General features: G+C 22.6%; 23 protein-coding genes and 1 tRNA gene. 3 read left to right on the top strand and 21 right to left on the bottom strand.

The features are described 5' to 3' along the window. Positions 1 to 359: 359 nt before the first annotated feature. Positions 360 to 1,442: an AI-2E family transporter YdiK gene (gene ydiK / locus D9V64_RS00620; protein ID WP_158366312.1), complete on the bottom strand. Its 1,083-nt coding sequence runs from the start codon at positions 1,440 to 1,442 to the stop codon at positions 360 to 362. A 217-nt stretch (positions 1,443 to 1,659) separates the two neighbouring features. Between ydiK and D9V64_RS00615 the strand changes: the two genes are divergently transcribed. Further along, a complete protein-coding gene (locus D9V64_RS00615) occupies positions 1,660 to 2,043 on the top strand; it encodes a HesB/IscA family protein (protein WP_158366311.1) in 384 nt (127 codons plus the stop codon). 13 nt (positions 2,044 to 2,056) lie between these two features. Here D9V64_RS00615 and tyrS read toward each other — a convergent pair whose 3' ends face one another. From tyrS to D9V64_RS00565, 10 genes are all read right to left on the bottom strand, one after another. Beyond that, the gene (gene tyrS / locus D9V64_RS00610) at positions 2,057 to 3,331 is read right to left on the bottom strand and encodes a tyrosine--tRNA ligase (protein ID WP_158366310.1); all 1,275 of its coding nucleotides are present in this window, start codon (positions 3,329 to 3,331) and stop codon (positions 2,057 to 2,059) included. A 98-nt stretch (positions 3,332 to 3,429) separates the two neighbouring features. Further along, entirely contained in the window at positions 3,430 to 5,427 is a 1,998-nt protein-coding gene (gene priA / locus D9V64_RS00605; protein ID WP_158366309.1) for a primosomal protein N', read from the bottom strand. A gap of 15 nt (positions 5,428 to 5,442) precedes the next feature. Then, positions 5,443 to 6,081, bottom strand: a complete 639-nt coding sequence (nth, locus tag D9V64_RS00600; RefSeq protein ID WP_158366308.1) for an endonuclease III — start codon at positions 6,079 to 6,081, stop codon at positions 5,443 to 5,445. Continuing rightward, positions 6,059 to 6,718 carry an electron transport complex subunit E gene (locus D9V64_RS00595; protein WP_158366307.1) on the bottom strand — a complete coding sequence of 220 codons (660 nt, stop codon included), beginning with the start codon at positions 6,716 to 6,718 and terminating at the stop codon, positions 6,059 to 6,061. Before D9V64_RS00595 ends, nth begins: the two co-directional genes overlap by 23 nt. A 7-nt stretch (positions 6,719 to 6,725) precedes the next feature. Beyond that, positions 6,726 to 7,340, bottom strand: a complete 615-nt coding sequence (rsxG, locus tag D9V64_RS00590) for an electron transport complex subunit RsxG (protein ID WP_158366306.1) — start codon at positions 7,338 to 7,340, stop codon at positions 6,726 to 6,728. Then, positions 7,337 to 8,368 carry an RnfABCDGE type electron transport complex subunit D gene (locus D9V64_RS00585; protein ID WP_158366305.1) on the bottom strand — a complete coding sequence of 344 codons (1,032 nt, stop codon included), beginning with the start codon at positions 8,366 to 8,368 and terminating at the stop codon, positions 7,337 to 7,339. Before D9V64_RS00585 ends, rsxG begins: the two co-directional genes overlap by 4 nt. 24 nt (positions 8,369 to 8,392) lie before the next feature. Then, complete coding sequence (gene rsxC / locus D9V64_RS00580; protein ID WP_158366304.1) at positions 8,393 to 9,955, bottom strand: electron transport complex subunit RsxC; 1,563 nt, start codon at positions 9,953 to 9,955, stop codon at positions 8,393 to 8,395. A gap of 67 nt (positions 9,956 to 10,022) precedes the next feature. After that, complete coding sequence (locus tag D9V64_RS00575) at positions 10,023 to 10,520, bottom strand: RnfABCDGE type electron transport complex subunit B (protein WP_158366303.1); 498 nt, start codon at positions 10,518 to 10,520, stop codon at positions 10,023 to 10,025. Positions 10,521 to 10,522: 2 nt separating this feature from the next. Next, positions 10,523 to 11,104 (bottom strand): electron transport complex subunit RsxA, encoded by a 582-nt coding sequence (rsxA, locus tag D9V64_RS00570; RefSeq protein WP_158366302.1) that lies wholly within the window; start codon positions 11,102 to 11,104, stop codon positions 10,523 to 10,525. A 48-nt stretch (positions 11,105 to 11,152) separates the two neighbouring features. Beyond that, complete coding sequence (locus tag D9V64_RS00565; protein WP_158366301.1) at positions 11,153 to 11,779, bottom strand: riboflavin synthase subunit alpha; 627 nt, start codon at positions 11,777 to 11,779, stop codon at positions 11,153 to 11,155. Positions 11,780 to 11,882: 103 nt separating this feature from the next. On the opposite strand from D9V64_RS00565, the gene D9V64_RS00560 reads away from it, so the two are divergent. Further along, positions 11,883 to 11,956 (top strand) — tRNA-Val (locus D9V64_RS00560). A 39-nt stretch (positions 11,957 to 11,995) separates the two neighbouring features. Continuing rightward, positions 11,996 to 13,315 (top strand): tRNA lysidine(34) synthetase TilS, encoded by a 1,320-nt coding sequence (gene tilS, locus D9V64_RS00555; protein ID WP_158366300.1) that lies wholly within the window; start codon positions 11,996 to 11,998, stop codon positions 13,313 to 13,315. 31 nt (positions 13,316 to 13,346) lie between these two features. On the opposite strand, the gene metG is transcribed toward tilS, so the two are convergent. The 10 genes from metG to hisD form a co-directional block, all read right to left on the bottom strand. Then, the gene (gene metG, locus D9V64_RS00550) at positions 13,347 to 14,990 is read right to left on the bottom strand and encodes a methionine--tRNA ligase (RefSeq protein ID WP_158366299.1); all 1,644 of its coding nucleotides are present in this window, start codon (positions 14,988 to 14,990) and stop codon (positions 13,347 to 13,349) included. A gap of 105 nt (positions 14,991 to 15,095) precedes the next feature. Further along, on the bottom strand, positions 15,096 to 15,686 hold the full coding sequence (dcd, locus tag D9V64_RS00545) for a dCTP deaminase (protein WP_158366298.1): 591 nt from the start codon (positions 15,684 to 15,686) through the stop codon (positions 15,096 to 15,098). Positions 15,687 to 15,849: 163 nt separating this feature from the next. Further along, positions 15,850 to 17,265 carry an NADP-dependent phosphogluconate dehydrogenase gene (gene gndA, locus D9V64_RS00540; protein ID WP_158366297.1) on the bottom strand — a complete coding sequence of 472 codons (1,416 nt, stop codon included), beginning with the start codon at positions 17,263 to 17,265 and terminating at the stop codon, positions 15,850 to 15,852. A 372-nt stretch (positions 17,266 to 17,637) separates the two neighbouring features. Beyond that, on the bottom strand, positions 17,638 to 18,252 hold the full coding sequence (gene hisIE, locus D9V64_RS00535) for a bifunctional phosphoribosyl-AMP cyclohydrolase/phosphoribosyl-ATP diphosphatase HisIE (RefSeq protein WP_158366296.1): 615 nt from the start codon (positions 18,250 to 18,252) through the stop codon (positions 17,638 to 17,640). Next, positions 18,246 to 19,022, bottom strand: coding sequence for an imidazole glycerol phosphate synthase subunit HisF (gene hisF / locus D9V64_RS00530; protein ID WP_158366295.1), 777 nt, complete (start codon positions 19,020 to 19,022; stop codon positions 18,246 to 18,248). The genes hisIE and hisF overlap by 7 nt, the downstream gene beginning before the upstream one ends. After that, positions 19,004 to 19,738, bottom strand: a complete 735-nt coding sequence (hisA, locus tag D9V64_RS00525) for a 1-(5-phosphoribosyl)-5-[(5-phosphoribosylamino)methylideneamino]imidazole-4-carboxamide isomerase (RefSeq protein WP_158366294.1) — start codon at positions 19,736 to 19,738, stop codon at positions 19,004 to 19,006. The genes hisF and hisA overlap by 19 nt, the downstream gene beginning before the upstream one ends. A gap of 4 nt (positions 19,739 to 19,742) precedes the next feature. Continuing rightward, a complete protein-coding gene (hisH, locus tag D9V64_RS00520) occupies positions 19,743 to 20,336 on the bottom strand; it encodes an imidazole glycerol phosphate synthase subunit HisH (protein ID WP_158366293.1) in 594 nt (197 codons plus the stop codon). Then, on the bottom strand, positions 20,336 to 21,397 hold the full coding sequence (gene hisB, locus D9V64_RS00515) for a bifunctional histidinol-phosphatase/imidazoleglycerol-phosphate dehydratase HisB (protein ID WP_158366292.1): 1,062 nt from the start codon (positions 21,395 to 21,397) through the stop codon (positions 20,336 to 20,338). Before hisB ends, hisH begins: the two co-directional genes overlap by 1 nt. A gap of 24 nt (positions 21,398 to 21,421) precedes the next feature. Further along, positions 21,422 to 22,489 carry a histidinol-phosphate transaminase gene (hisC, locus tag D9V64_RS00510; RefSeq protein ID WP_158366291.1) on the bottom strand — a complete coding sequence of 356 codons (1,068 nt, stop codon included), beginning with the start codon at positions 22,487 to 22,489 and terminating at the stop codon, positions 21,422 to 21,424. Then, positions 22,479 to 23,792, bottom strand: coding sequence for a histidinol dehydrogenase (gene hisD, locus D9V64_RS00505; protein WP_158366290.1), 1,314 nt, complete (start codon positions 23,790 to 23,792; stop codon positions 22,479 to 22,481). The genes hisC and hisD overlap by 11 nt, the downstream gene beginning before the upstream one ends. Between the last annotated feature and the right edge of the window lie 2 nt (positions 23,793 to 23,794).

The following is a 23,794-nucleotide window of genomic DNA, read 5'->3' as shown; positions in this document are numbered from 1 at the left end:
AAAAGAATATCAAGATGTGATAAAAATCACGACAAACTAATTAATCATAAACTTATCTCTAATAAATTTATTATATTTAATAAAATATTATAAAATTAGAGAAAAGAAGTATAATAGTATACTTTAAACATAACAAAAGAAGCTTAAAATAGGAAATAAAATGAAAACAAAATCCTAAAAATCATACAATTATACAAGATTATTAATATTCTGTTCAGTAAATATTAAACGTAATTATATTATTTTTTATAATATCATAATTTTTTTATTTATTTTTTAAAATTGCTTATTCTGTCTTTTTAGATTAAATTAACTGATATATTTTTACAACTTAAAATTTAAAAGTGTTAATTCATATTTTATTTTATATTTATATTATTTAAAAATGAATTTATAGAAATACCATATATCCAAAATATTATTAATCTATATAATATTAGTAAAACGACTGGACCAATAAATAATCCAATCATTCCAAAATTTAACAAACCACCTATGACTCCTGATAAAATCAAAAACGTCGGTAAATCAGATCCCATTCGTATTAAAAAAGGTCGAAGTATATTATCTAATATGAACACAAAAAAACTCCAAATTAATAACAATGTCCCCCATGTTGTATCATTATGCCAATAAAGCCATATAATGGATGGTATTAAAATAGGCAATGGACCTAGTTGTATTAAACAAGAAAAAACAATTAAAATCATTAATAGTGTCCAATATGGAACACCTGAAATTAACAAACCGATACCAGATAAAAAAGCTTGAATTAATGCTGTTACTACAACTCCTAATGCAACTGATCTGATAGCTCTTACTGTAAGTAAAATAATAGCGTCGCCATTTTTAGCATGGATACGAGATGCAAATTGACGTACTAAATTACTAATTTTTTCACCATTCCAATAAAGTAAGATACTAAATAACAACATTAAAGTTAAATGCATTACAAATAATCCAAAATTTTTAGCTTGCAAAATAAAAAACTCAGTGGTACGACCCATATACGGCTTAACTTCTTTAATTAATTCGGCTCCATCACTATCTAATAATTCTTGATAACTAATAAAAATTTTTTTTCCAATCAATGGTATATCTCTAAGCCAAATTAATTCTGGAAATTCTAAAGTATTTGAACTAAACCAATGGATAAGAGGAATACTTGTTGCAATCAAGCTATTTACTAAAAGTACTATAGGAATAATAAATAACAATAACAAAATAATAATCATACTAATAACAGCAATTAAACGTTGACCTCCTAAAAATTTTTGTATTTTTAACATAAGAGGCCAAGTTGAAATAACAATTGTACTAGCCCATAAAAATCCTAACATAAATGGTTTTATTATCAAAAAACTTGCAATGCTTATGGCAATAATAAATATTAATGATAAAATAAACTGCGATAAATCCATTTTTTCTTTTGGATTTTGCATATAGTTGTCTCACCTCAATATTTTTTTAAATATCTTTATATTATAGATGATTAGTATAAAATAATTTAAAAACTTTATTATTTGTACATTAAAATATTAAACTTTTAAAAATAATGATATGCAAAATAACAAACTTTAAATAAAAAACAATATAAGTATAATTTACATTTTTATTTAAAAAATATTATTTTTATTAAATTTAATAAAAGAGGAAAAAATGAAAGAAAAACAAAACAAATCTTATCTATTTAATCAATATAAATTGAAAGGAATTAAAATTACTCAAAATGCTATAAAACAAATATTATTTTTAATTAATCTTAATACAGATAATAAAGGAATAAAAATAACTGTAAAAAAATCTGGATGTGCAGGTTTTAGGTATATCATGGAATTAATTAATAGTAAGAATATATCAGAAGCAAACAACATAGCTTTTATTCATAAAAATATTTTAATACAAATTGATAAAAAAGACATTCCATTAGTAGATGGTATTAAAATTGATTTTATAAAAAATAACATTAATCAAATATTTAAATTTTCTAATCCAAAATTAGATAAATTTTGCGGTTGTGGAGAAAGTTTTTCGATTAACTAATAGATATTTGAATTTATTTCCAATGTATGAGACAATGATGTTTCTTACCTCTTGAAAGTAAAGTAAATTGATTAAACAACTTTTCATTATCATGAAAAACATGATTTTTATTTATAATTTTATTCGTATTAATAGATATAGAATTAGATATTATCATGTTTTTTGCTTGAGTTCTAGATTGAGCTAATGAACACAAAACTAATGCTTCTGGAAGATCTTTCACTTTATATACTTCAATAAAAGGTATACCATCTTTTTTAAGTTGCTGTAAATCAGATTTTTTTATATTCTTAATATTTTTTAAAAAAAGTATGTTTGTAATTCTTTCTACGGATAATAAATTCTCTTCACCATGTACTAAACAAGTAAGATATTTAGCTAAATAAGATTTATCATTAATAATTTGATCATTTTTATATTTTTTTGCTTCTCTATCATTAATTTCATTACAATCTAAAAAAGTAAACAATCTTAAAAAATTATAAACATTAGAATCATCTATGTTTTTCCAAAACTGATAGAATTTATACGGAGTTGTTTTTTGCGGATCTAACCAAATAGTTCCAGATTCTGTTTTCCCAAATTTAATACCATTAGATTGTATTAATAAAGGTAGTGTTAAACCATAAACTTCTTTTTTTAATATACGATTGATTAAGTGCATACCTGAAGAAATATTACCCCATTGATCTGATCCTCCGATTTGAAGAGAAACTTGATTTTTTTTATTTAACATAAAAAAGTCATATGCTTGCAATAAACTGTATGAAAATTCTGTAAAAGAAATTCCTTGACCAATTGTTTTTATGCGTTTTTTTACTGATTCTCTATTAATCATACTATTAATGGAAAAATGTTTCCCAATGTCACGTAGAAAAGATAAAATATTAATTTTTTCAAACCATGTTTTATTATTTAATATAATTGCACTATTTTTACCACAATTAAAATCTAAGAAAGAAGATATTTGTTTGCTTATTTTAATTGTCCATATATCAATGTTATTACTAAAGTTTAATAAACGTTCTTTTTCTTTAAAACTAGGATCTCCAATTAAACTTGTTCCGCCTCCAATTAAAACAACAGGAGTATGACCTATTATTTGAAATCGTTTAAGAGTGATTAAAGGTAAAAGATGACCTACATGTAAACTTTCTTCAGTGGGATCAAAACCACAATAAAGTGAAATAAAATTACGATCAATATTTTTTTTTAAGATACTTTCATTGGTAATATGGTAGATTAAATTTCTTTGTCTTAATTCGTCGATTAAATTGAAATAATTCATTAAATAACCTTGTTAATAAATAAAAAATTTAAATTATTTTAATATTTTATTGCATTTTTTTTTGAACATCAATAAATAAGATATATAAAATTTTTGATTTAAATCAAATCAAACTCTATAAACCATTTAACATAATTAAACATAGTAAAATAATTTGAAGCTTCAAGTGACATTCGTAATATTTTATGTAAATAAATACGTGATGAACATTGAATTAATAATTTATAGAAATATTTTTTTTTAAATTTTTTAAATACAGGATCTGGTCCTACAAACCATAATAAAATACCATCTTTTTTAGATTGTTTTTTTAAAAAAATATATATAAATTTAAAAAACGTGTAGCTTTGTTTAAAATCTTTACTGTAAAAATATAAAATAACTTGATAACTACATGGGGGTAAAAAATACTTTTTTCTTAAAGTTAATATTTTACTAGCACAAAATAAATATTTTTTATTACATATATTTATTAAATCTTGATTATTTGGGATAGATGTTTGAATCAATATAGTTAAAAATTTTGAATTTTTTTGTATTAAATTAATAAGATTAAAATAAAATTGAGCAAAATATTCAATATTACGGAAATTTAAAGAAAAAAAGTAATGATCAATATTAATTAAACCAATTAGTCGTACATTAGGAAAATAGTAATTTTGCACTATTTCTTCTGTAGCAATAATAATTCCAAAATGAGCAATAGAAAAATTTAAAAAATTTAAATGTGTTATTTTTTTTATATTATTTTTTAAACTTATTAAAAATAATAATGGTATATTAGGAAATATTTTTTTTATATCTTTTTTAATTTTTCTTATACCAAAATTAAATACAGTTAATGGAGAAAAATTACAATTATAACAAAATAATGGTTTTCTAAAATTAATTAAACAATATTTACAAAATACAATATTACTATATTCATTAACTTCATAGTAACCATCGCAAATATTGCACTTAGGAACCCAACTACAATGTTTACAAATTAAACCTAAAAAAATAAAATTAGAAGAATTATAAATCAATAAAACTGAAAAATTATTTTTTATGTTTTCAAAAATATTATTAATTAAAGTATCTGACAAACCAGCCCTTATTTTTTCTTTTTTTAAATTAACAATTTGATGTTGAAAATTTGAATAACTTTGATTTTTATGAAAATTTATCCAAAAAATCTTTTTTTGAACAACATTATATAATGTTTTTACAGAAGGTGTGTTTGAATCTAAAATAATAGGTATATTTTCTTTATATGCTCGAAATATTGCTATATTTTTGATATTAAATCTAAATTTTTTTATATTTTTATAAATTAAATTGTGTTCTTCATAAATAATAATTAAACCTAATTTTAAAAAAGGAAAAAAAATGCTTGTTTTTGTTCCTATAACAATAGCATTTTGTCCATTTTTAGTTTTTATCCATACATTAAAAAATATCTCGTCACTTAAATTAGAGTGGATAATATCGATTGGTATATTAAAATATTGTTTTAAAAAAAACAATGTTCTATATACATCTTTAATAAAAGGTACAATAATTAAAATTTGTAAATTTTTTTTTAAAATTTCTTTAAAGAGTCCTAAATAAAATTTTATTTTTGTATATAAATTTTTTTCTGATATCAGCCAAGATATAAAAAAATTTTTGATTAATATTTGACGTATTTTAAATAAATTTTTTTTACTTACAAAAAAAACTTTATTCATTATAAATTTATTAACTTTATTTATATCATCTTTTAAAAAAATCTTATTTTTACTTAATGCTATATCTTTAGAACTTAAAATATTTGGTAAAATTAAAGAAAATATACTTCCTATAGGATATTGATAATATTTACTCAACCATATTAAAATATTTAATAATGAAACATTAAAAATTGACTCATTATCAATAATACGTTTAATAAATTTAAAGTTTTTAATGTTAATATTTTTTATAGTATTAATTGAAATAATAATACCTATAACATTTTTTGAACGAAATGGCACAATAACACGAGCACCAATTATAGGTTCCATAGAAGATGGTAATATATAGTTAAAATACGATCTAATTGGAAGAGGTAAAACAACGCTTACAATAATCACTTATATATTCATATATTATATTATAAATTTGTTATTCGTAAATTCACAAAATTTGCTTATCAAACAAATATTACATTGTATTTTTCTTGCCTGACAAATATAACGTCCATGATAAACAAACCAAAAATGAACATTTCTTTTAAATATAGATGGAACAAATTTCATTAATTTTTTTTCAACTTTAATAACATTGTCTCCTATAGCAAAACCAGTTCGGTTGGAAACTCGAAAAACATGTGTATCTACAGCAATAGTTTTTTTATTAAATAATAAATTTAAAATAATATTTGCTGTTTTTCTTCCTACACCAGGTAAAGATTCAAGTTTAACACGATTATTAGGAATTTCATTTCGATATTTATGAAATAATAAAAAAGATGTTTTAATAATATTTTCAGCTTTAGTATTATATAAACCAACGCTTTTAATGTAATATTTTAATTGCTCTATACCTAATTGTAAAATACTTTCAGGCGTATTAGCTACTTTAAATAAAACACGAGTTGTTTTATTTACTACTATATCAGTTGCCTGAGCAGATAAAATTAATGATATTAATAATTCAAAATTTGATGAAAAAATTAATTCTGTTTTGGGATTTGGATAATTGTTTTGGAATAATGATAAAATTTTATAACGTTTTTTTGCATTCATATTTTTTATTTTTTCGTTTATCTAGAAAATTTTTAAAAGCAATTAAAAAACCTAAAATTAAAAAACCGCCTGGCGGAGAAACAGCTAAAATCATTATTTCATTTCTATTTAATATAGTAAAAAAGTAATTATTTTCTAAAATATTAAAAATTTTATTTATCCCAAATAAAAAAGTTCCATGGCCTAATATTTCTCTTATTGAACCCATACAGAACATTGCTAATGTTGATCCTAAACCTGTTAATAATCCATCAAAAAAAGAAACTAAAATAGAACTTTGATAAGCTATAGATTCTGCCCTACCAATCACAATACAATTTGTTACAATTAATGGAATAAATACACCTAACGATTTATATAAATTAAATTGATATGCATGCAGTATCATTTCTATACAAGTAACTGTTGAAGAAACAATTAACATAAAAATAGGAATTCTAATATTTTTTGGTATTATATATTTAAACATAGAAATAATAGTATTCGTAATAGTTAATATAAATGTTGTAGCAATACCTAATCCGATTGAATTTACTACATTGGTAGTCATGGCTAAAACTGGACACAAACCTAAAAGTTGTACTAAAGAAGAATTATTATACCATAATCTTTTCTTAAAAAAATCATTCCATTTCATATATTTATTATCTCTCTAAAGAAAATATTAATGGTATTTTCTTAATGAAAATTACTGTTCTTTTTATAGCATTTGTAACTGCTTGAGGTGTAATGGTTGCACCAGTAAATTGTTCGATTTCACCGCCATATTTTTTTAATAATACATGATTATCTTCAACATTTTTAACACTTAAATTTTTAAATTTAGTAATCCAATTAGAAATAGATAAATCAATTTTATCTCCAATTCCAGGAGTTTCTTTATGTGATAATACTCTTACACCAATAATTTTTCCATTTAAGTATGCTGCTACTAATATATAAATTGAACCAGAATATCCATCTGGAGCAGTACTTTCAACAATAGCAATTTTTACTGTTTCGTTCTTTAAAAGCATCCACAAACTATGTTTTTTTGCATCTCCTAATAATGAATTACTTACTAAATATTTTTTTACTTTGTAAGTATTATAAAGATCATGTGGTATGACTTGTTGAATAAAAATTTGTTTTTCTTGTTCTTTTTGATTTGTTATTTGATTTTTCGTAATATAATTTATATATTCAACAACACATAAAGATAAAATAGAAAAAATGCTCATTATAAATGAACTTTTTAATATTTTTATAAAATGTTTCATATATCTCGATGACCATATCCAGATGTTTTTAAAAAATTATCTATTAATGGGACTAACATGTTTCCAAATAACACTGAAAATGCCACTCCATCTGGATAATCACTATAATTTCGAATTATATAAACTAATAAGCCAACTATTGAACCAAAAATAATTTTACCTATATTGCTATAAGAGGTAGTAACTGGATCAGTAGCAATAAAAAATGCACATATCATTGTTCCACCAGAAAAAAGATGAAAGAATGGAGAAACAATAGGATTTATTGAAAATAAAAAATTAATCACTGATAAAAAAAAGAAAGAAAATAAAAAACTAAATGGAATACGCCAACAAATAATTTTTTTATATAATAAAAAAAAACCACCTAATAAAAAACTTATATTAATATAATTATAAGCTGAAAAAACAGTTATTTTTTTGTTTTGTGATGTTAAATTTTTTAAAGAAATATCATAATTATAATAAGATTTATTTTTAAGATCATTTAAAGGAGTTGCTTCAGTAAAATCTTCAGGATCACTACTAATTAAAAAATCACTTTTACTTGTTTTAAAAAAAATTTTATTTATTGAAGTTTTCAAATCATTTAAAGAAAATAAATTAGTATTTTCTTTATTCCAAGAACTCATATATAAAGGAAAAGATATTAATAATACAGCATATCCAATCATAGCTGGATTAAATATATTTTGTCCTAACCCACCATACAAATGTTTAGAAACAACAATAGAAAAAAAAGCACCAATAATTATCATCCACCAAGTTAGTGTACAAGGAATACTTAAACCCAACAAAACTGAAGTTACAATTGATGAATTATCTAATATATTATTTTTAATATTTTTTTGACGTATTTTCAATATAATTATTTCAAAAATTAAAGAAAATATTATAAATAATAATATTTGTATTAATATAATGAAACCAAAAAAATAACATTCTGTAAATATAGCTGGAATAGAGGCTATAATCACAAAAAACATAATTTCTTTTACAGTATAATTATTATATATAGAAAGATTCATATTTATATTGTTTTAAAGTTAGAATTATAAAATTTTATTTTTTAATTTTACACGTTTTATTGACGATCGTAGTATTTCTTTTCTGATATTTTTTTCAATTTCTTTATTGCTAATCAATTTTTTTGTTGATAATTTTTCTAAAATATTAGATTCTATTAAACTTAAATGATTAAAATAATTTTTATTTTTATAGATATTTTCTTTTTGACTTAAAATTCTTTTTTCTCGTAATTGAAAAAGATCAAAAAATATTTTTTTTTGATTGATTTCTATTTTTATTTTATTTTGTTGTTTTTTTTCATTTTTAAAATATTTAACTAAATTAATATTACTAGGACAAACTTTTTCACAAATTCTACACTCAATACAATCCATAATATAAGATTTTTTTGCATCTTTATGATTATTATTTTTAGAATATAAATATAATTTTTGAGGAAGTAAATTAATTGGACATACTTGAACACAATAACCACAATTAATACATGAATAATTAATCAGTTTTTTATTTTTTTTTTTATATTTTTTTATTAAAATAGAATTCATATCTTTTGATATTGAATAATTTAAATTAGTTAGTAAATCTTTCATAAACATCCCTCCTAGATAAATTTTATAATTTAAATTATTATCAATTTTTAAATAATTTAAAAAAAAATTTATAGGAGTTCCTATTCTAATTAAAAAATTTTTTGATAAATTATTTTGATAATCATATAAACTAATAATTCTATGAATTAACGGTTCTCCATTAATAACAGCTCTTTTAATAGCATATACAGTAGAAATATTAAAAATAAGATATCCTATATCTATAGCATGTTTTCCATTAGGAATTTCTTTTCCTGTTAAAGATTTAATAATTATTTTACTACTACCTCCAGGATATTTTTTTTTCAAAATACAAATTTTGAACAATTTTTTATTTTCAATTAGTAATTGAATTTTTGAAATAAGTTCAATTTTATCTTCTTGAATAACAATTAAAATTTTTTCTACTTTAGATATCCAAGATATAATTTCACATCCTATAAATATTTCATTAAAATAATTATGCATTAAAGAATAATCTGCAGTTATATAAGGATCACTTTCAACAGCATTTATAATTAAAGTATGTACTTTATTGATACTTAATATTAACTTCTTAGCAGAAGAAAATTGAGCACCTCCAAGACCTACTATACCTAATTGATAGATAATTTTTATTAAACTTTTAGGTGAATATAATTTATAATTATTAATTTTTTTTAATCTAATCCACTGTTCTAAATGATCAGATATAATAGTAATTTTGATGTTTTCTTGATTTAAATCAACGTGTTTAGAATAAAATTCTACATTTTCAATCAAGCCAGAGGTAGGTGAATGTATAGGAACACTTGATGAATCACCAAAAGTCAAAGGTTCACCACATAATACTTTTTGATTAATTTTCACTCTTAACATATTTTTTTTTAAAGTATTATATTTTACATAAATAAAAAATTTTGTAGGATAAGGAACATAGTTAATAATATATTTATTTGTGTCTTGATTTATTGGTAAACATTTAACTCCACCTGAAAAATTATATTTTTTTTTTATTAATTACATTAAATTTAAAATTATTCCATAATTTTTTTAAAAAAAGTTTTATTATTAACATAATATATTATTCTTCAACTATTTTAATACAATTAGTGGGACAATGTAATATACAAATATTACAACCAGTACAAGAATTTTGTATTACTGTATGCACAAAATTAGGAGCTCCAATTATTGCATCTACTGGACAAAATAAAACACATTTAGAACATCCTACACAATTTATTTCATCAATCTTTACTTTTGTATATACAAATGATGCATTATGATTATTTACATCTTTTGAATTTTTATCTAAATTTAATAATTTACTCATTTTAATTAGTAAATCATCTCCTCCAGGAACACACTTATTAATTTTTTCATTTTTATTTATTATTGCTTTTGCATAAGGATAGCATCCCGAATATCCACATTGTGCACATTGACTTTGAGGTAATATATCATTAACTTTATTTACAAGTGCTTCTGTTTTTACAGGAAAAATATAATCAGTATATGATAGTATTAAACCTAACAAAAAAGACAGTATCGAAAAAACTAAAATAATTATTATAAACATAATTAAATTCTTATTAAACCTTTAAAACCCATAAAAGAAATAGAAATTAAACTTATAGTAATAAGGATAATAGGAGAACCATTAAATATAACAGGAATATCAGATAATAATATACGTTCTCTAATACTTGAAAATATGATAATAACTAAAGAAAAACCTAAAGAAGCACTACAAGCATAAATAATTGATTCAAAAAATGTATAATTTTCATATAAACAAAATAAAGGAATTGCTAAAACCGCACAATTAGTTGTAATTAGTGGTAAAAAAATACCAAGTATACGATATAAAAAAGGACTAGTATTACGTAAAATTATTTCTAAAAATTGCACAAAAAATGAAATTATCAACATATATATAATAATTCTCAAATAAATTAAATTAAAAGGAGATAGAATTAAAAAGTTAATACACCATAAAAAAATAGTAGATATAAAAACTACAAAAGTAGTAGCCAAACTAATACCTATTGAAGTTTCTAATTTATTTGAAGCTCCGGTAAATGGACATAAACTAAGAAACTTTACTAAAATAAAGTTATCAACTAATATGTTTGATATAAAAAATAGAAAATAATTTTTCACGTGTAACTTCCATGCATAAAAAATAAAATGTTATAAAAAATATTTAAATTATTTATATTTATCAATAATGTGATTTTTTACTAAACGTTCTGTTGTATCTACAGTCATTTGAGTATATAAATCAATTTCAATATTAATTAATTCTCCAATTTTTTTAGAACCTATTGTTGTTAATGACAAAGTTTCCGGTATTATACTAACACAAAATTCATCTTTAATAATATTTACAACTGTTAAACTTATTCCATCTAAACAAATAAAACCTTTATGAAAAATATATTTTATTAAAGATAAATCTTTTATTTTAATCCATATAATATAATTATTATCTGATTGCAATATTTTAGAAATTACTCCTGTATTTATAATATGACCAGATACAATATGACCACCAATTTCATCACCGTATTTTACAGACCTTTCAACATTGAGATAATCACCTACATTAAAATATCCTAAATTTGTATGTTCAAGTGTTACATTTACAACATCAAAAGATATATAATAATTATCGATACTTTTAACTGTTAAACAACATCCGTTATGTGACACTGAAGCACCGAGTTGTAATTTTTCTAATAAAACAGATGGAAAAGACATAGTATATGTATATAATTTTTTTTTCTTATTTATACAAATAATTTGAACAATACCATTAACAATACCTGTAAACATAAAAACCCCTAAATGTAATAATATTTATTACTAAAAATAAATTTAATATAGAGGAAAAAATATTTTTATGATATATTTAATTTAAATAATTATTCTAAATTTTACGTTCGTAGCTCAATTGGTTAGAGCACCACTATGACATGGTGGAAGTTGGTGGTTCAAGTCCACTCGAACGTAATAAAAATTTAAAATATTTAACATTAGGCAATTATTACTTTGATTACAGATATAATTAAAAAATATAAATTATTTTTAATAGCATATAGTGGTGGAATGGATTCTACAGTACTATTATATCAATTATTAAAATTCAAAGAAATAAATACTGATGTTAATATACGTGCAATTCATATTAATCATAATCTTCATGAAAATTCAAAAAAATGGCAAATACATTGTATTAATACTTGTAAAAAAAATTACATACCATTGATTATTGAAGAAATAAATACAAAAATTACTAAAAATATTGAAGAACAATTACGTATTAAAAGATATAATTTAATTTATAAGCATTTATTACATAACGAGATACTATTAACAGCTCATCATTTAAATGATCAATGTGAAACATTATTTTTATCTTTAAAGCGCGGTAGTGGTCCTACTGGATTATCTGCAATGTCTTCTGAAAGAACCTTTGGAAAAACTAAAATTATTCGTCCGTTTTTAACAAAAACAAAAAATGAATTGAAAAAGTGGGCTGAATATAATAATTTAATATGGATTGAAGATTTTACAAATTTTAACACAAATTATGATCGTAATTTTATACGACATAAAATAATTTCAGTTTTAGAAAAAAAATGGCCTTTTTTTTTAAAAAATTGTTTTCGCACTACAAAAATATGTAATGAAGAAACAAAATTAAAAAATATACTTTTAAAAGAAAAAATTGAAAAATTTCTTCATTTTCATGAATGTTTAAATATTAAAAATTTTAAAAATTTAACAGAAGAAGTATGTAAAGGATTAATTCGATATTGGATTCTTTTAAAAAATATAAAATCACCATCATATAAAACTATTCAATCTATATACAATGAAATTATACATAGTAAAAAAAAATACAACATCAAAATAATTATTAAAAAAAACGAAATTAGATGTTATAAAGAGTCTTTATATTTTATTGAAACAAAAAAAAATATAAAAAATATGATAATATTTTGGCATAACGTTCATTATAAATTAACTCTTCCAAATAATTTTGGATATATTGTTAAAAATAAAAAAGAAGGCATTAGCATACCAATGCCTGGAAATAATGAATTAATTAATATTCGTTTTCAATATGATGGAAAAATATTAATTTTAGGAGAAAATAGACAAAAAAGCATTAAAAAAATCTGGCAAGAACATAATATTCCACCTTGGTTACGTCATCAAATTCCTCTTTTGTTTTATGACAATAAATTAATCAGTGCATTAGGAGTTTTTGTTGTTAATCAAAAAAATACAGAAAACAACAAACATAAATGGAAAATATCTTGGATACATACTACAAAATTAAAATATGATTATTTTTTTGTCTAATTCAATAAATATAAATTAAAATATTTAAAAATTACTTAGATAATGTAAATAATTGTAATATTTTATCAGAACTTATTCTTTCGTATAATCTTGGGAAATTTTTGATTTTTTTAGATAATAATGGTTTTTTAATTTCATTCCAAACTAAACTTGACATTAAAAATGATTCTGTTTTTTCAGATAAAACAGGAATAATAGGTTTTAAATAAATCATAATAATTCTAAATAGATTAATCCCCATAGTACAAATCACATGTAATCTATTATTTTTTTGAATTTTTGTTTGAATTTTCCAAGGTTTGTTGTCATTAATATATTGATTAGCTAAATCTAATAATTTCATGGAAATTTTGACAATAGAACTAAACTTTCTATTTTCAAAAAAACTTTCAATTTCTTTGTTTGAATTAATAAAAACTTCATATAAAGAAAAATCGTCTAATTTATCAGATAAATATCCATTAAAATATTTATTAATAAAACTTGCGCTTCTTGAAGCTAAATTTACTAATTTATTTACAATATCACTGTTTACTTTATAGACAAAATCATCTAAATTCATTTCAATATCATTAATATTATTTGTTAATTTACTTGCATAATAATAACGTAAACTATCAGAATCAAAACATTTTAGCCAATCTGATGCTTTAATTAAGAGACCTTTGGATTTTGATAATTTTAATCCATTTATTGTAAGATGACCATGTGCAAAAATACCGTTTGGTTTTCGAAAAGACGACGCTTCTAATATTGAAGGCCAAAATAATGTATGAAAATAAATAATATCTTTACCAATAAAATGATAGAGTTCATATTTTGATTTTTCATTCCAAAAATCATTAAAATTTAAATTTTTATTTTTCAAACAAAGATTTTTAAATGCACTTATATAACCGATAGGAGCATCTAACCAAACATAAAAATATTTATTATAAAAATTTGGGATTTTAAAACCAAAATATGGATAATCTCGAGAAATACACCAAGTTTTTAATCCTAACTTTAACCACTCCTCTGTTTTTTTAATTATAGACTCATCTAAAACACCAGAATGTATCCATTTATTTAACATATCTGTAAAAACAGGTAAATTAAAATATAAATGTTCAGTATTTTTTAAAATTGGAGCTGTATTTGAAATCACGGAAACAGAATTAATTAAATCTACAGGATCATAAATTGCACTACATACTTCACAAACATCTCCATATTGATTTTCTGAATAACAAACAGGACAAGTTCCTTTTATAAATCTATCTGGAAGAAATATTTTTTCTTTATTATCATATAATTGAATAATTGTTTTTTTATTTAAAAGTTTTTTATTATTTAAACAATAAAATATCTTTCTAAGTAAAAACAAGTTTTCTGTACTATGTGTAGTATGATAATTATCATAAGAAATATTAAAATTCATAAAATCTATTTTGTGTTCTTTTTGAGTTTTTCTTATCAATTGTTTTTCTGAAATGCCAAGGTCTTTAGCACGTAACATAACAGCAGTACCATGCGCATCATCTGAAGAAATAAACCAAACTTCATGGCCTCGCATTCTTTGATAACGTACCCAAATATCTGCTTGAATATGCTCTAACATATGTCCTATATGAATAGGACCATTTGCATATGGTAAAGCACAAGTAACTAGTATTTTTCTAGGTTCAATAGACATAAATAATATTTTATTTGTTAAAACCAACAATATAATATACAAAAAAATAATAATAAAGAATTTATTTTAAAATATATAAATAAATTTTTAAAAAATATTATATGTTTATAATATCTCTTCTTTATAAATAAGACTAGGAACAACTCCATTTTGAATTTTATATTTTGATTCACTGCGATTACTATAAGGTCTATCGACTGATTTTGAAAGTAATTCAAAACTTAATGCTGCAATTTTAATTTTTGGAGTTAATACTAATGTTAAATTTCCAGCATTAAAAATTTCTAAAACTATATTACCATTCCAGCCAGGGTCAATTCGATGAGACGTTACATGAATCATTAAGCCAAGTCTAGCTAAAGAAGAGCGACCATCTAACCAACCAACTAAATTATTTGGCAAGGTTATACTTTCTAAAGTTGAAAATAATACTAAAGTTTTTGGTTTTAAAAAAAACGGATTTTTTTTAGAAAATGATTTTTCGTTGCTCATTAATTTATTTAGATTTTTGGATATTTTTTTTTGTGAACTACTAAGATCGATGCAAGATATAGTATGATCATAAAAAATACGAAATGTATTTCCAAGATGTATATCGACAGTAATTCCATTAATAAGTTCTTTTTTAGGATATGGTTGAATAATTAATTTTTTATTAATTAACCATTGCTCAATATCTTGATCACATAAACGCATTATTTTACCTATATTTTCAATATATATTTATATTTTTCTATCTTACAAATTAGTAGCAGAGAGATATATTTAAACATCTTCTGCTATATTAAAAAATATAAAAATCATAATAAATTATATAATTAACTTAATTTATAGAAAACTAAAATATTTATAGTTTAAATTATTCTTTAACTAACCAATCTGTATGAAAATATCCTATTTTATCATTTCTTTTATAAGTATGTGCACCAAAATAATCTCTTTGAGCTTGAATTAAATTAGCTGATGATGATGCAGTTCTATAACTATCATAATATGATATAGCAGAAGTAAAAGCAGGAATAGGAATTCCATATTTTATTCCATATATAACAATATTTCGTAAAGATTTTTCATATTCATTAGATATTTTTGAAAAATAAGGTGTTAATAATAAATTAATTATATTATTATCCATATCAAATGCATCTATTATTTTTTCTAAAAAATTAGCTCTTATAATACACCCAGCTCTAAAAATTTTAGCAATTTTGCCGTATTTTAAATTCCAAAAATATTTTTCTGATGCTTTTTTTAATTGAGCAAAACCTTGTGCATAAGAAATAATTTTTCCTAAGTATAAAGCTCTTCGAACTTCTTCAATGAATTGTTTTCTATTTTCATAAGATATATAAATCAACGCAGGACCTTTCAAAATCTTTGAAGCTTTAATACGCTGTTCTTTAAGTACAGATAAATATCTTGAAAAAACAGATTCTGTAATTAATGTAAGAGGTTCTCTTAACTCTAAAGCATTTTTACTAATCCACTTACCAGTTCCTTTGTCTTCTGCTTCATCTACGATTGAATCTAATAAATAACAATTATTTTCATCTTTTTTAACAAAAATATTTTTTGTTATCTCAATCAAGTAACTATTTAATTCACCTTTATTCCAATCAGAAAATATATTTGAAAGTTCTTCGTTATTTAAATTTAATAAATTTTTTAAAATAAAATATGATTCTGAAATTAATTGCATATCACCATATTCAATTCCATTATGAATCATTTTTACATAGTGACCTGAACCATTAGGACCAATGTAAGAAACACAAGATTCTTTATTAAATTTAGCAGATATTTCTTTTAAAATAGAAGAAACAAGGTTATATGCTTCTTTTGATCCACCTGGCATAATAGACGGACCATGCAATGCTCCAAATTCACCCCCAGAAACACCCATTCCAATAAAATGTATACCTTTTTCATAAAGATCATTATTTCTTCTAATAGAATCCTTATAAAAAGTATTTCCTCCATCAATTAATATATCTCCTTTCTCTAAATACGGAAGAATAGATAAAATAGTATTATCTGTAGGAGATCCTGCTTTTACCATCAATAAAATACATCTTGGTTTAATTAACGAATTTATAAAATCTTTAATAGAAAAATATGGAAAAAGATTATTTCCTTTGTTTTGTTTTATTACTTCTTCTGTTGTTGATCTAGTTCTATTAAAAATAGATACACGATAATTTTTACTTGCAATATTTAATGCTAAATTACGACCCATAACAGCCATACCTATAACACCAATCTGTTGTTTTGACATTTTTTTCTCCGGTTTTAAAAGATATTATTTTTCAAAACTATTAAATTATATACATTACACAATAAATGATATTATAAATATTTTCAATTTTTCATTTTTAGTACATAAAAAATTTTAATAAACATTGAAAAAAATAAGAATGCTACAATAATAAAATTTAGTTGTATATCTTATGATCCTACAAATTTTTTATATTTTTTATCTGATTTGATTTGAACAATAAGAGAAAATTACATATATTATATATATGTTAATTTTATTGAAATTTTTTGAAATTAAAATAAAGTTAAAATATTATAAGCTAAATATTTTTTATTAATTATTTTATAAAAATATTAATTTAATTAATTCAAGAGTAAAAATTTTATAATCTTATTGTCTTCTTTTTTTTAAGTTTTCAATAATTAAATTAAAATTTAAATTCTGATCATGTAATAATACAATTAAATGATAAATTAAATCTGAAGATTCATTGATTAATTCATTTGTATCTTTTTTCATGGCAGCTAATATTGTTTCCACAGCTTCTTCACCGACTTTTTGTGCTATTCGTTGAGTTCCAGATTGATACAAACTAGATGTATATGAATTTTTTATATTATTTTTTTTTCTATCTTCTATTATTCTTTCTAATTCATAAAGAAAAGATAAATAATTATTTTTTAAAAAAAAACAACTTTTTTTATTCAAATGACATGTTTTTCCAGTAGGTTCGACTAAAATCAATAATGAATCACAATCACAATCTGTAGTTATTTCTATTACTCTTAAAAAATTTCCAGATGTTTCACCTTTCATCCATAATCTTTTTTTACTACGAGAATAAAAAGTAACAAAACCTTCTTTTTGTGTTTTTAAAAATGCATCTTTATTCATATAACCATGCATTAAAACTTCATTAGACAAATGATCTTGTATTATGACTGGAATCATGCCATTAGTTTTATCCCAATCTAACTTAAATATTTTTTTTTGTTTTATTAACATTTTCGAATTTCCAATCCTTTCTTAATTAAAAAATTTTTTAATAATTTTATATTTACAATATTTTTATGAAAAACAGAAGCCGCCAATACTCCATCAACATTAGAAAAATGTAATGCCTCATAAAAATGTTCTACATTCCCTGCTCCACCCGATGCGATTAATGGTACTTTACATATTTTTCTCATTTTTTTTAACTGAATTAAGTCATATCCATTTTGTAACCCATCTGTATTCATCATATTTAAAACAATTTCTCCAGCACCATTTTTTTGAACTTCTTTAATCCAATCATATGTTTTCCAGTTAGTTTGATAGGTACGATTAATATCACCTGTATATTGTTGTACCATATAAAATTGTTTTGATTTATCAAACCATGAATCAATTCCTACGACCATACATTGTACACCAAAACAATCTGCAATTCTTGTTATCAAACTAGGATCAATTAACGCAGCAGAATTAATTGATATTTTATCAGCACCAAAGGATAATATATTTTTTACATCATCTACACTTTTAATTCCACCAGCCACACAAAAGGGAATATTAATTACTTCTGCAATTTTTTCTATCCAACTTCTATCTACCAATTTATTACTAGTTGCAGCTGTAATATCATAAAAAACCAATTCATCAATACCTTCTTTAGCATAACGTTTAGCTAATGGAACTATATCACCTACAATTTTATGATTTTTAAATTGAACTCCTTTAACTACTACTCCATTACTAACATCAAGACATGCTATTATTCGTTTGGCCAACATTCTAATGCCTCTTTTATCGTGAATTTTTTTTCTAATAAACTACGACCAATAATCACACTATTGACTCCTGTTTTTTTTAAAGCAATTATATCAGATAATTTTGATACTCCACCCGATGCTTGAAATTTAATATGTTTAAATTTTTTTACAATTTCTTCATACAATATAATATTTGGTCCAGATAAAGTACCATCTTTAGATATATCAGTACAAAGTACATGTTTTAAATTTTCAGAAGAAAAAAAATCGATTATTTCTTCTAAAGTTGAATTAGTTTCTTTTAACCAACCATTAATTGCAATTTTTTTAATATTATTTATGATATTAATATCTAAAGCTAAAACAATTTTATTAGAACCATAGATTTTTAACCATTTTTTTACTGCATTTTTGTTTGTTATTGCAGAAGAACCAAGAATTACTCTCTTAACACCTAATTCAAAAAATGTATTTATATCTTTTTCTGTTCTTATTCCACCACCAATTTGAATGGGAATCTGAGTACAATATATTATATCTTTAAAAAAACTTAATTGTTTGTTTGCTATATTTTTTGTTCCACTTAAATCTACTAAATGAATAATTTTGACTCCCTTTTTTTTATAATCTATAAAACGTTCATACAAATTTATATCATAAAATTTTTTATTTAAATAATTACCTTGATATAAACGAACTGCTTTACCATCTAAAAAATCAAATGCTGGAATAATCATTAAATTATATCTCTAAAAAATTTTTTAGTAATTGAGAACCTATATCACCTGATTTTTCTGGATGAAATTGAACTCCGAAGAAATTATCTTTTTGAATAACAGAACTAAAAGAAACTCCATAATTAGTTTCTGCTAGAGTATATTCATTAATTGGTACAATATAACTATGAACAAAATAAAATCGAGAATTTGTTTTGATATTTTTAAACAATGGATGTGATGTATTGAAAGAAATACAATTCCAGCCAATATGTGGTAAAGACAAATGTGAACTTTTTAAAAAAATCGTAGAACAATTATTCAAAATACCAATTGTATTTATTCCATTACATTCTTCACTAAACTTGCAAAAAATTTGCATTCCAAGACAAATACCTAATACAGGTTGTTTTATATTTTTCACAATATTAACAATATTTTTTTGATGTAAAACATTCATAGCTGATGCAGCGGTACCTACACCTGGTATTATAAGTTTATTACATGTTAATAAAAAATCAGGATCACAAGTAATTTTAGGAGTATATCCTAATCTTTCAATAGCTATTCTAATTGAAGTTAAATTAGCACATTCAGTATTTAATATAACTATTTTCATTATAATATTCCTTTTGATGTTGGTAATGTTTCTCCTTCTATTTTTATTGCTTGACGTAATGCCTTTCCAAAAGATTTGAATAAACTCTCAACAGAGTGATGATCATTACTACCTTTAAAAGATAAATGTAAAGTAACTTTCATAGATTGACAAAGAGAATAAAAAAAATGTTCTACCATATCGGTACTTAAATCCCCAACCATCTGATATCGAAATGAACCTTGAAAATTTAAATATGGACGATTTGATACATCAATTATACATTTTGATACACTTTCGTCCATAGGTAAAACAAAACCAAATCTAGATATTCCATTTTTATTTTTTAATGTTTTTAATAATGCTTCTCCCAAAGCAATACCTGTATCTTCTACAGTATGATGATCATCAACTTCTAAATCTCCTTTAGCTTTTATATAAATTGAAATACCACTATGTATTGATAACTGTTCTAACATGTGATCAAAAAAATTTATTCCTGTTTTAATATTACTAGAATGTTCTAAATCCAACCATACTTTAACATGTATACAAGTTTCTTTTGTTTTTCTAAAAACTTCTCCAAAACGATTTTTCTTTGTAATTTCTTTAACAATATTTTTCCAAGTAAATTCATTCTCTTTATATTGTATACCCTGCAAATTTATATTTTTTGCTAAATCCATATCTGTTATTCGATCACCAATAACATAACTCATTTTTGTCTCAATTTTATTTAACCATGGTTTTAATAATTTAATTTTAGGTTTTCTACATTCACAATTTTCATATTCAAAATGTGGACAAATAAAAATATCTTTAAATATTATTCCTTCTGATTTTAAAATACTTAAAAGGAAAAAATGAGGTATATTAAATTTTTCTAATGGGAATGATGGGCTGCCTAATCCATCTTGATTGGTAATCATAACAAATTTATACCCAAGTTTCATTAATTTACATAATGACGAGATCACATGTTTTTTAAATATAATTTTATTAATTGTATCAACTTGGAAATTATCTTTAGGTTCATCAATTAAAGTGCCATCACGATCAATAAATAATATTTTTTCTTTCATTTTTAAAACCTTATATTTTAAATCTTATGCATAAGATAAAATCTTAATTTCTTTAATTAAATGTGAGCATTCTAAATGAGAACCAACCGATATTCTCAAACAATCTTTAATTTTATGATTTTGATTTCTTAAAATTATACCTTTCTTCCATAAATGCTGAAAAATTTTTTCAGACATATGGAATTTAACTAAAATATAATTAGCATGACTATCAAAAATTTTTTCTACTAAAGAAATCTTTTTTAATTTACCCACTAACCAATTACGATTTAAATTGAGTGTTAAAACACGATCTTTCATATTTTTTATTGAAATTTTATTCAAAGATTGAGTTGCAATATCAGCAACAATTGTAGAAATAGGATATGGGCTAATTACTCTATTTAAAATATTAATAATATTCTTATTTGCTAAAGTAAAACCACATCTAATACCTGCTAATGAAAATGCTTTAGATAAAGTTCGTAAAATAATTAAATTTGAAAATTTTTTTAAAAAACTAACCATACTATCTTTAGGGGAAAATTCTATATATGCTTCATCTATTACTATTAAAGCAGACTTTGAAGTTATTTTTAATAAATTTATGATATCTTGTTTTGAAATAAGATTACCAGTAGGATTATTGGGATTACATATATATATTAATTTAACTTGATTTAGATTATCTTGAATATTTTTTAAATCTATTCCCCAGGTATTTTTAAATGTCGGAATTTCTTTTATTTGAACATTTGCAATTCTTGCGCTTACAGAATACATATCATAAGTCGGAGGACAACAAATAATTGAATCTTTAGCAGGATCACAGAAAGCTTTAATTAATAATTCTATTCCTTCATCAGCACCTCTAGTTACTAAAATTTCGTCTTTTGATAAACCAACATAATTAGCATAAGACATAATTAAATCTTGAGGCTGACATTCGGGATATCGATTAAACGATGTAATATTTGTTATAAATACACTAGATATTGGAGATTCATTCGCATTCAACCATATATCACCATTTCCTCCAATACGTCTTGCTGATTGATAAGGCTCTAAATTTTTTATATTTGATCTAACTAAATTTATTATACTATCTTTCATATTTATCCTTCAAAAAATTTATTCTAATTTTAACAGCATTATTATGTGCCTCTAATTTTTCTGCTTGAGATAAAGTTTCAAGCGTATGTGATAAATCCATAAATCCTTTAGCTGTTAATTCTTGTACTAATATACGTTTTTTAAAATCAGATAAACCTAAAGCAGAACTTGAAAGCGATTTACCATATGTTGGTAAAACATGATTTGTTCCAGAAGCATAATCACCTGCTGATTCAGGGGACCAAGGTCCTAAAAAAATTGAACTAGCATTTAATATATGATTAAGTAATGATCTTGCATTTTCTGTATGAATAATTAAATGTTCTGGTGCATATGTATTACATATATCAATAGATTGAAACAAACTTTTAGTTAAAATAATCGAACTATTTTTTAATGCGATATATATTTGAGATGATCTAGACAAATTTTTTAATTGTTTATTAATAGATAAAACTACTTTTTTAGCTAATTGACTACAGGAGGTTAATAATATTACTTGAGAAGATATACCATGTTCCGCTTGAGATAATAAATCTGCTGCAATAAAATCTGGATTAGAAACTTCATCTGCAATAATTAATAGTTCAGAAGGACCTGCTAACATATCTATTTCTGGTCCATTTAAAATAGAACTAACTTGTAATTTTGCTTCTGTAACATAAGCATTACCAGGTCCAAAAATTTTATCTACTTTTGGAATACTATCAGTACCAAAAGCAAGCGCAGCAATAGCTTGCGCACCACCTACTTGAAATATTTTATTAATTCCACAAATATGTGCAGCATAAGTGATTTCCTGGCTAATTGGAGGCGGTGAACATAATATTATTTCTTTACAACCAGCAATTTTAGCAGGTATTCCTAACATTAACACAGTAGATAATAAAGGTGCTATTCCATTTGGAATATATATTCCAACAGAATTCAAAGGTAAATATATTTGCTGACATCGTATACCAGATTGTGTTTCAATATCTGTTTCAGGTAAAATTTGCGCTTCATGAAAAGACGTGATATTTTTTTTTGCTATTGCAATAGCTTTTTGTAATATTGGATTAATTCCTAGCAAAGAGGATGATATATATTTTTCAGATAATTGAAATGTATTTAATCGATAATTATCAAATAAATTAGTATATTTTTTTAGAGCTTCATCTCCTAAAACTTGTACATCTTTAATTATATCTTTTACTTTTTTTTTAATTGTATTATTTTCTAAACAAACAGGTCTTGATAAAATTTTTTTTTGTTCATTAGAATTCAGTTGATTCCAATTAACAATATTATTAAAATATTTCATAA

The sequence above is a fragment of the Buchnera aphidicola (Aphis nerii) genome (assembly GCF_005083105.1).
Classification (GTDB): Bacteria; Pseudomonadota; Gammaproteobacteria; order Enterobacterales; family Enterobacteriaceae; genus Buchnera; species Buchnera aphidicola_AS.
Note: the sequence above shows the minus strand (reverse complement) of the source record. Positions and strands in the feature narration are given on the sequence as shown.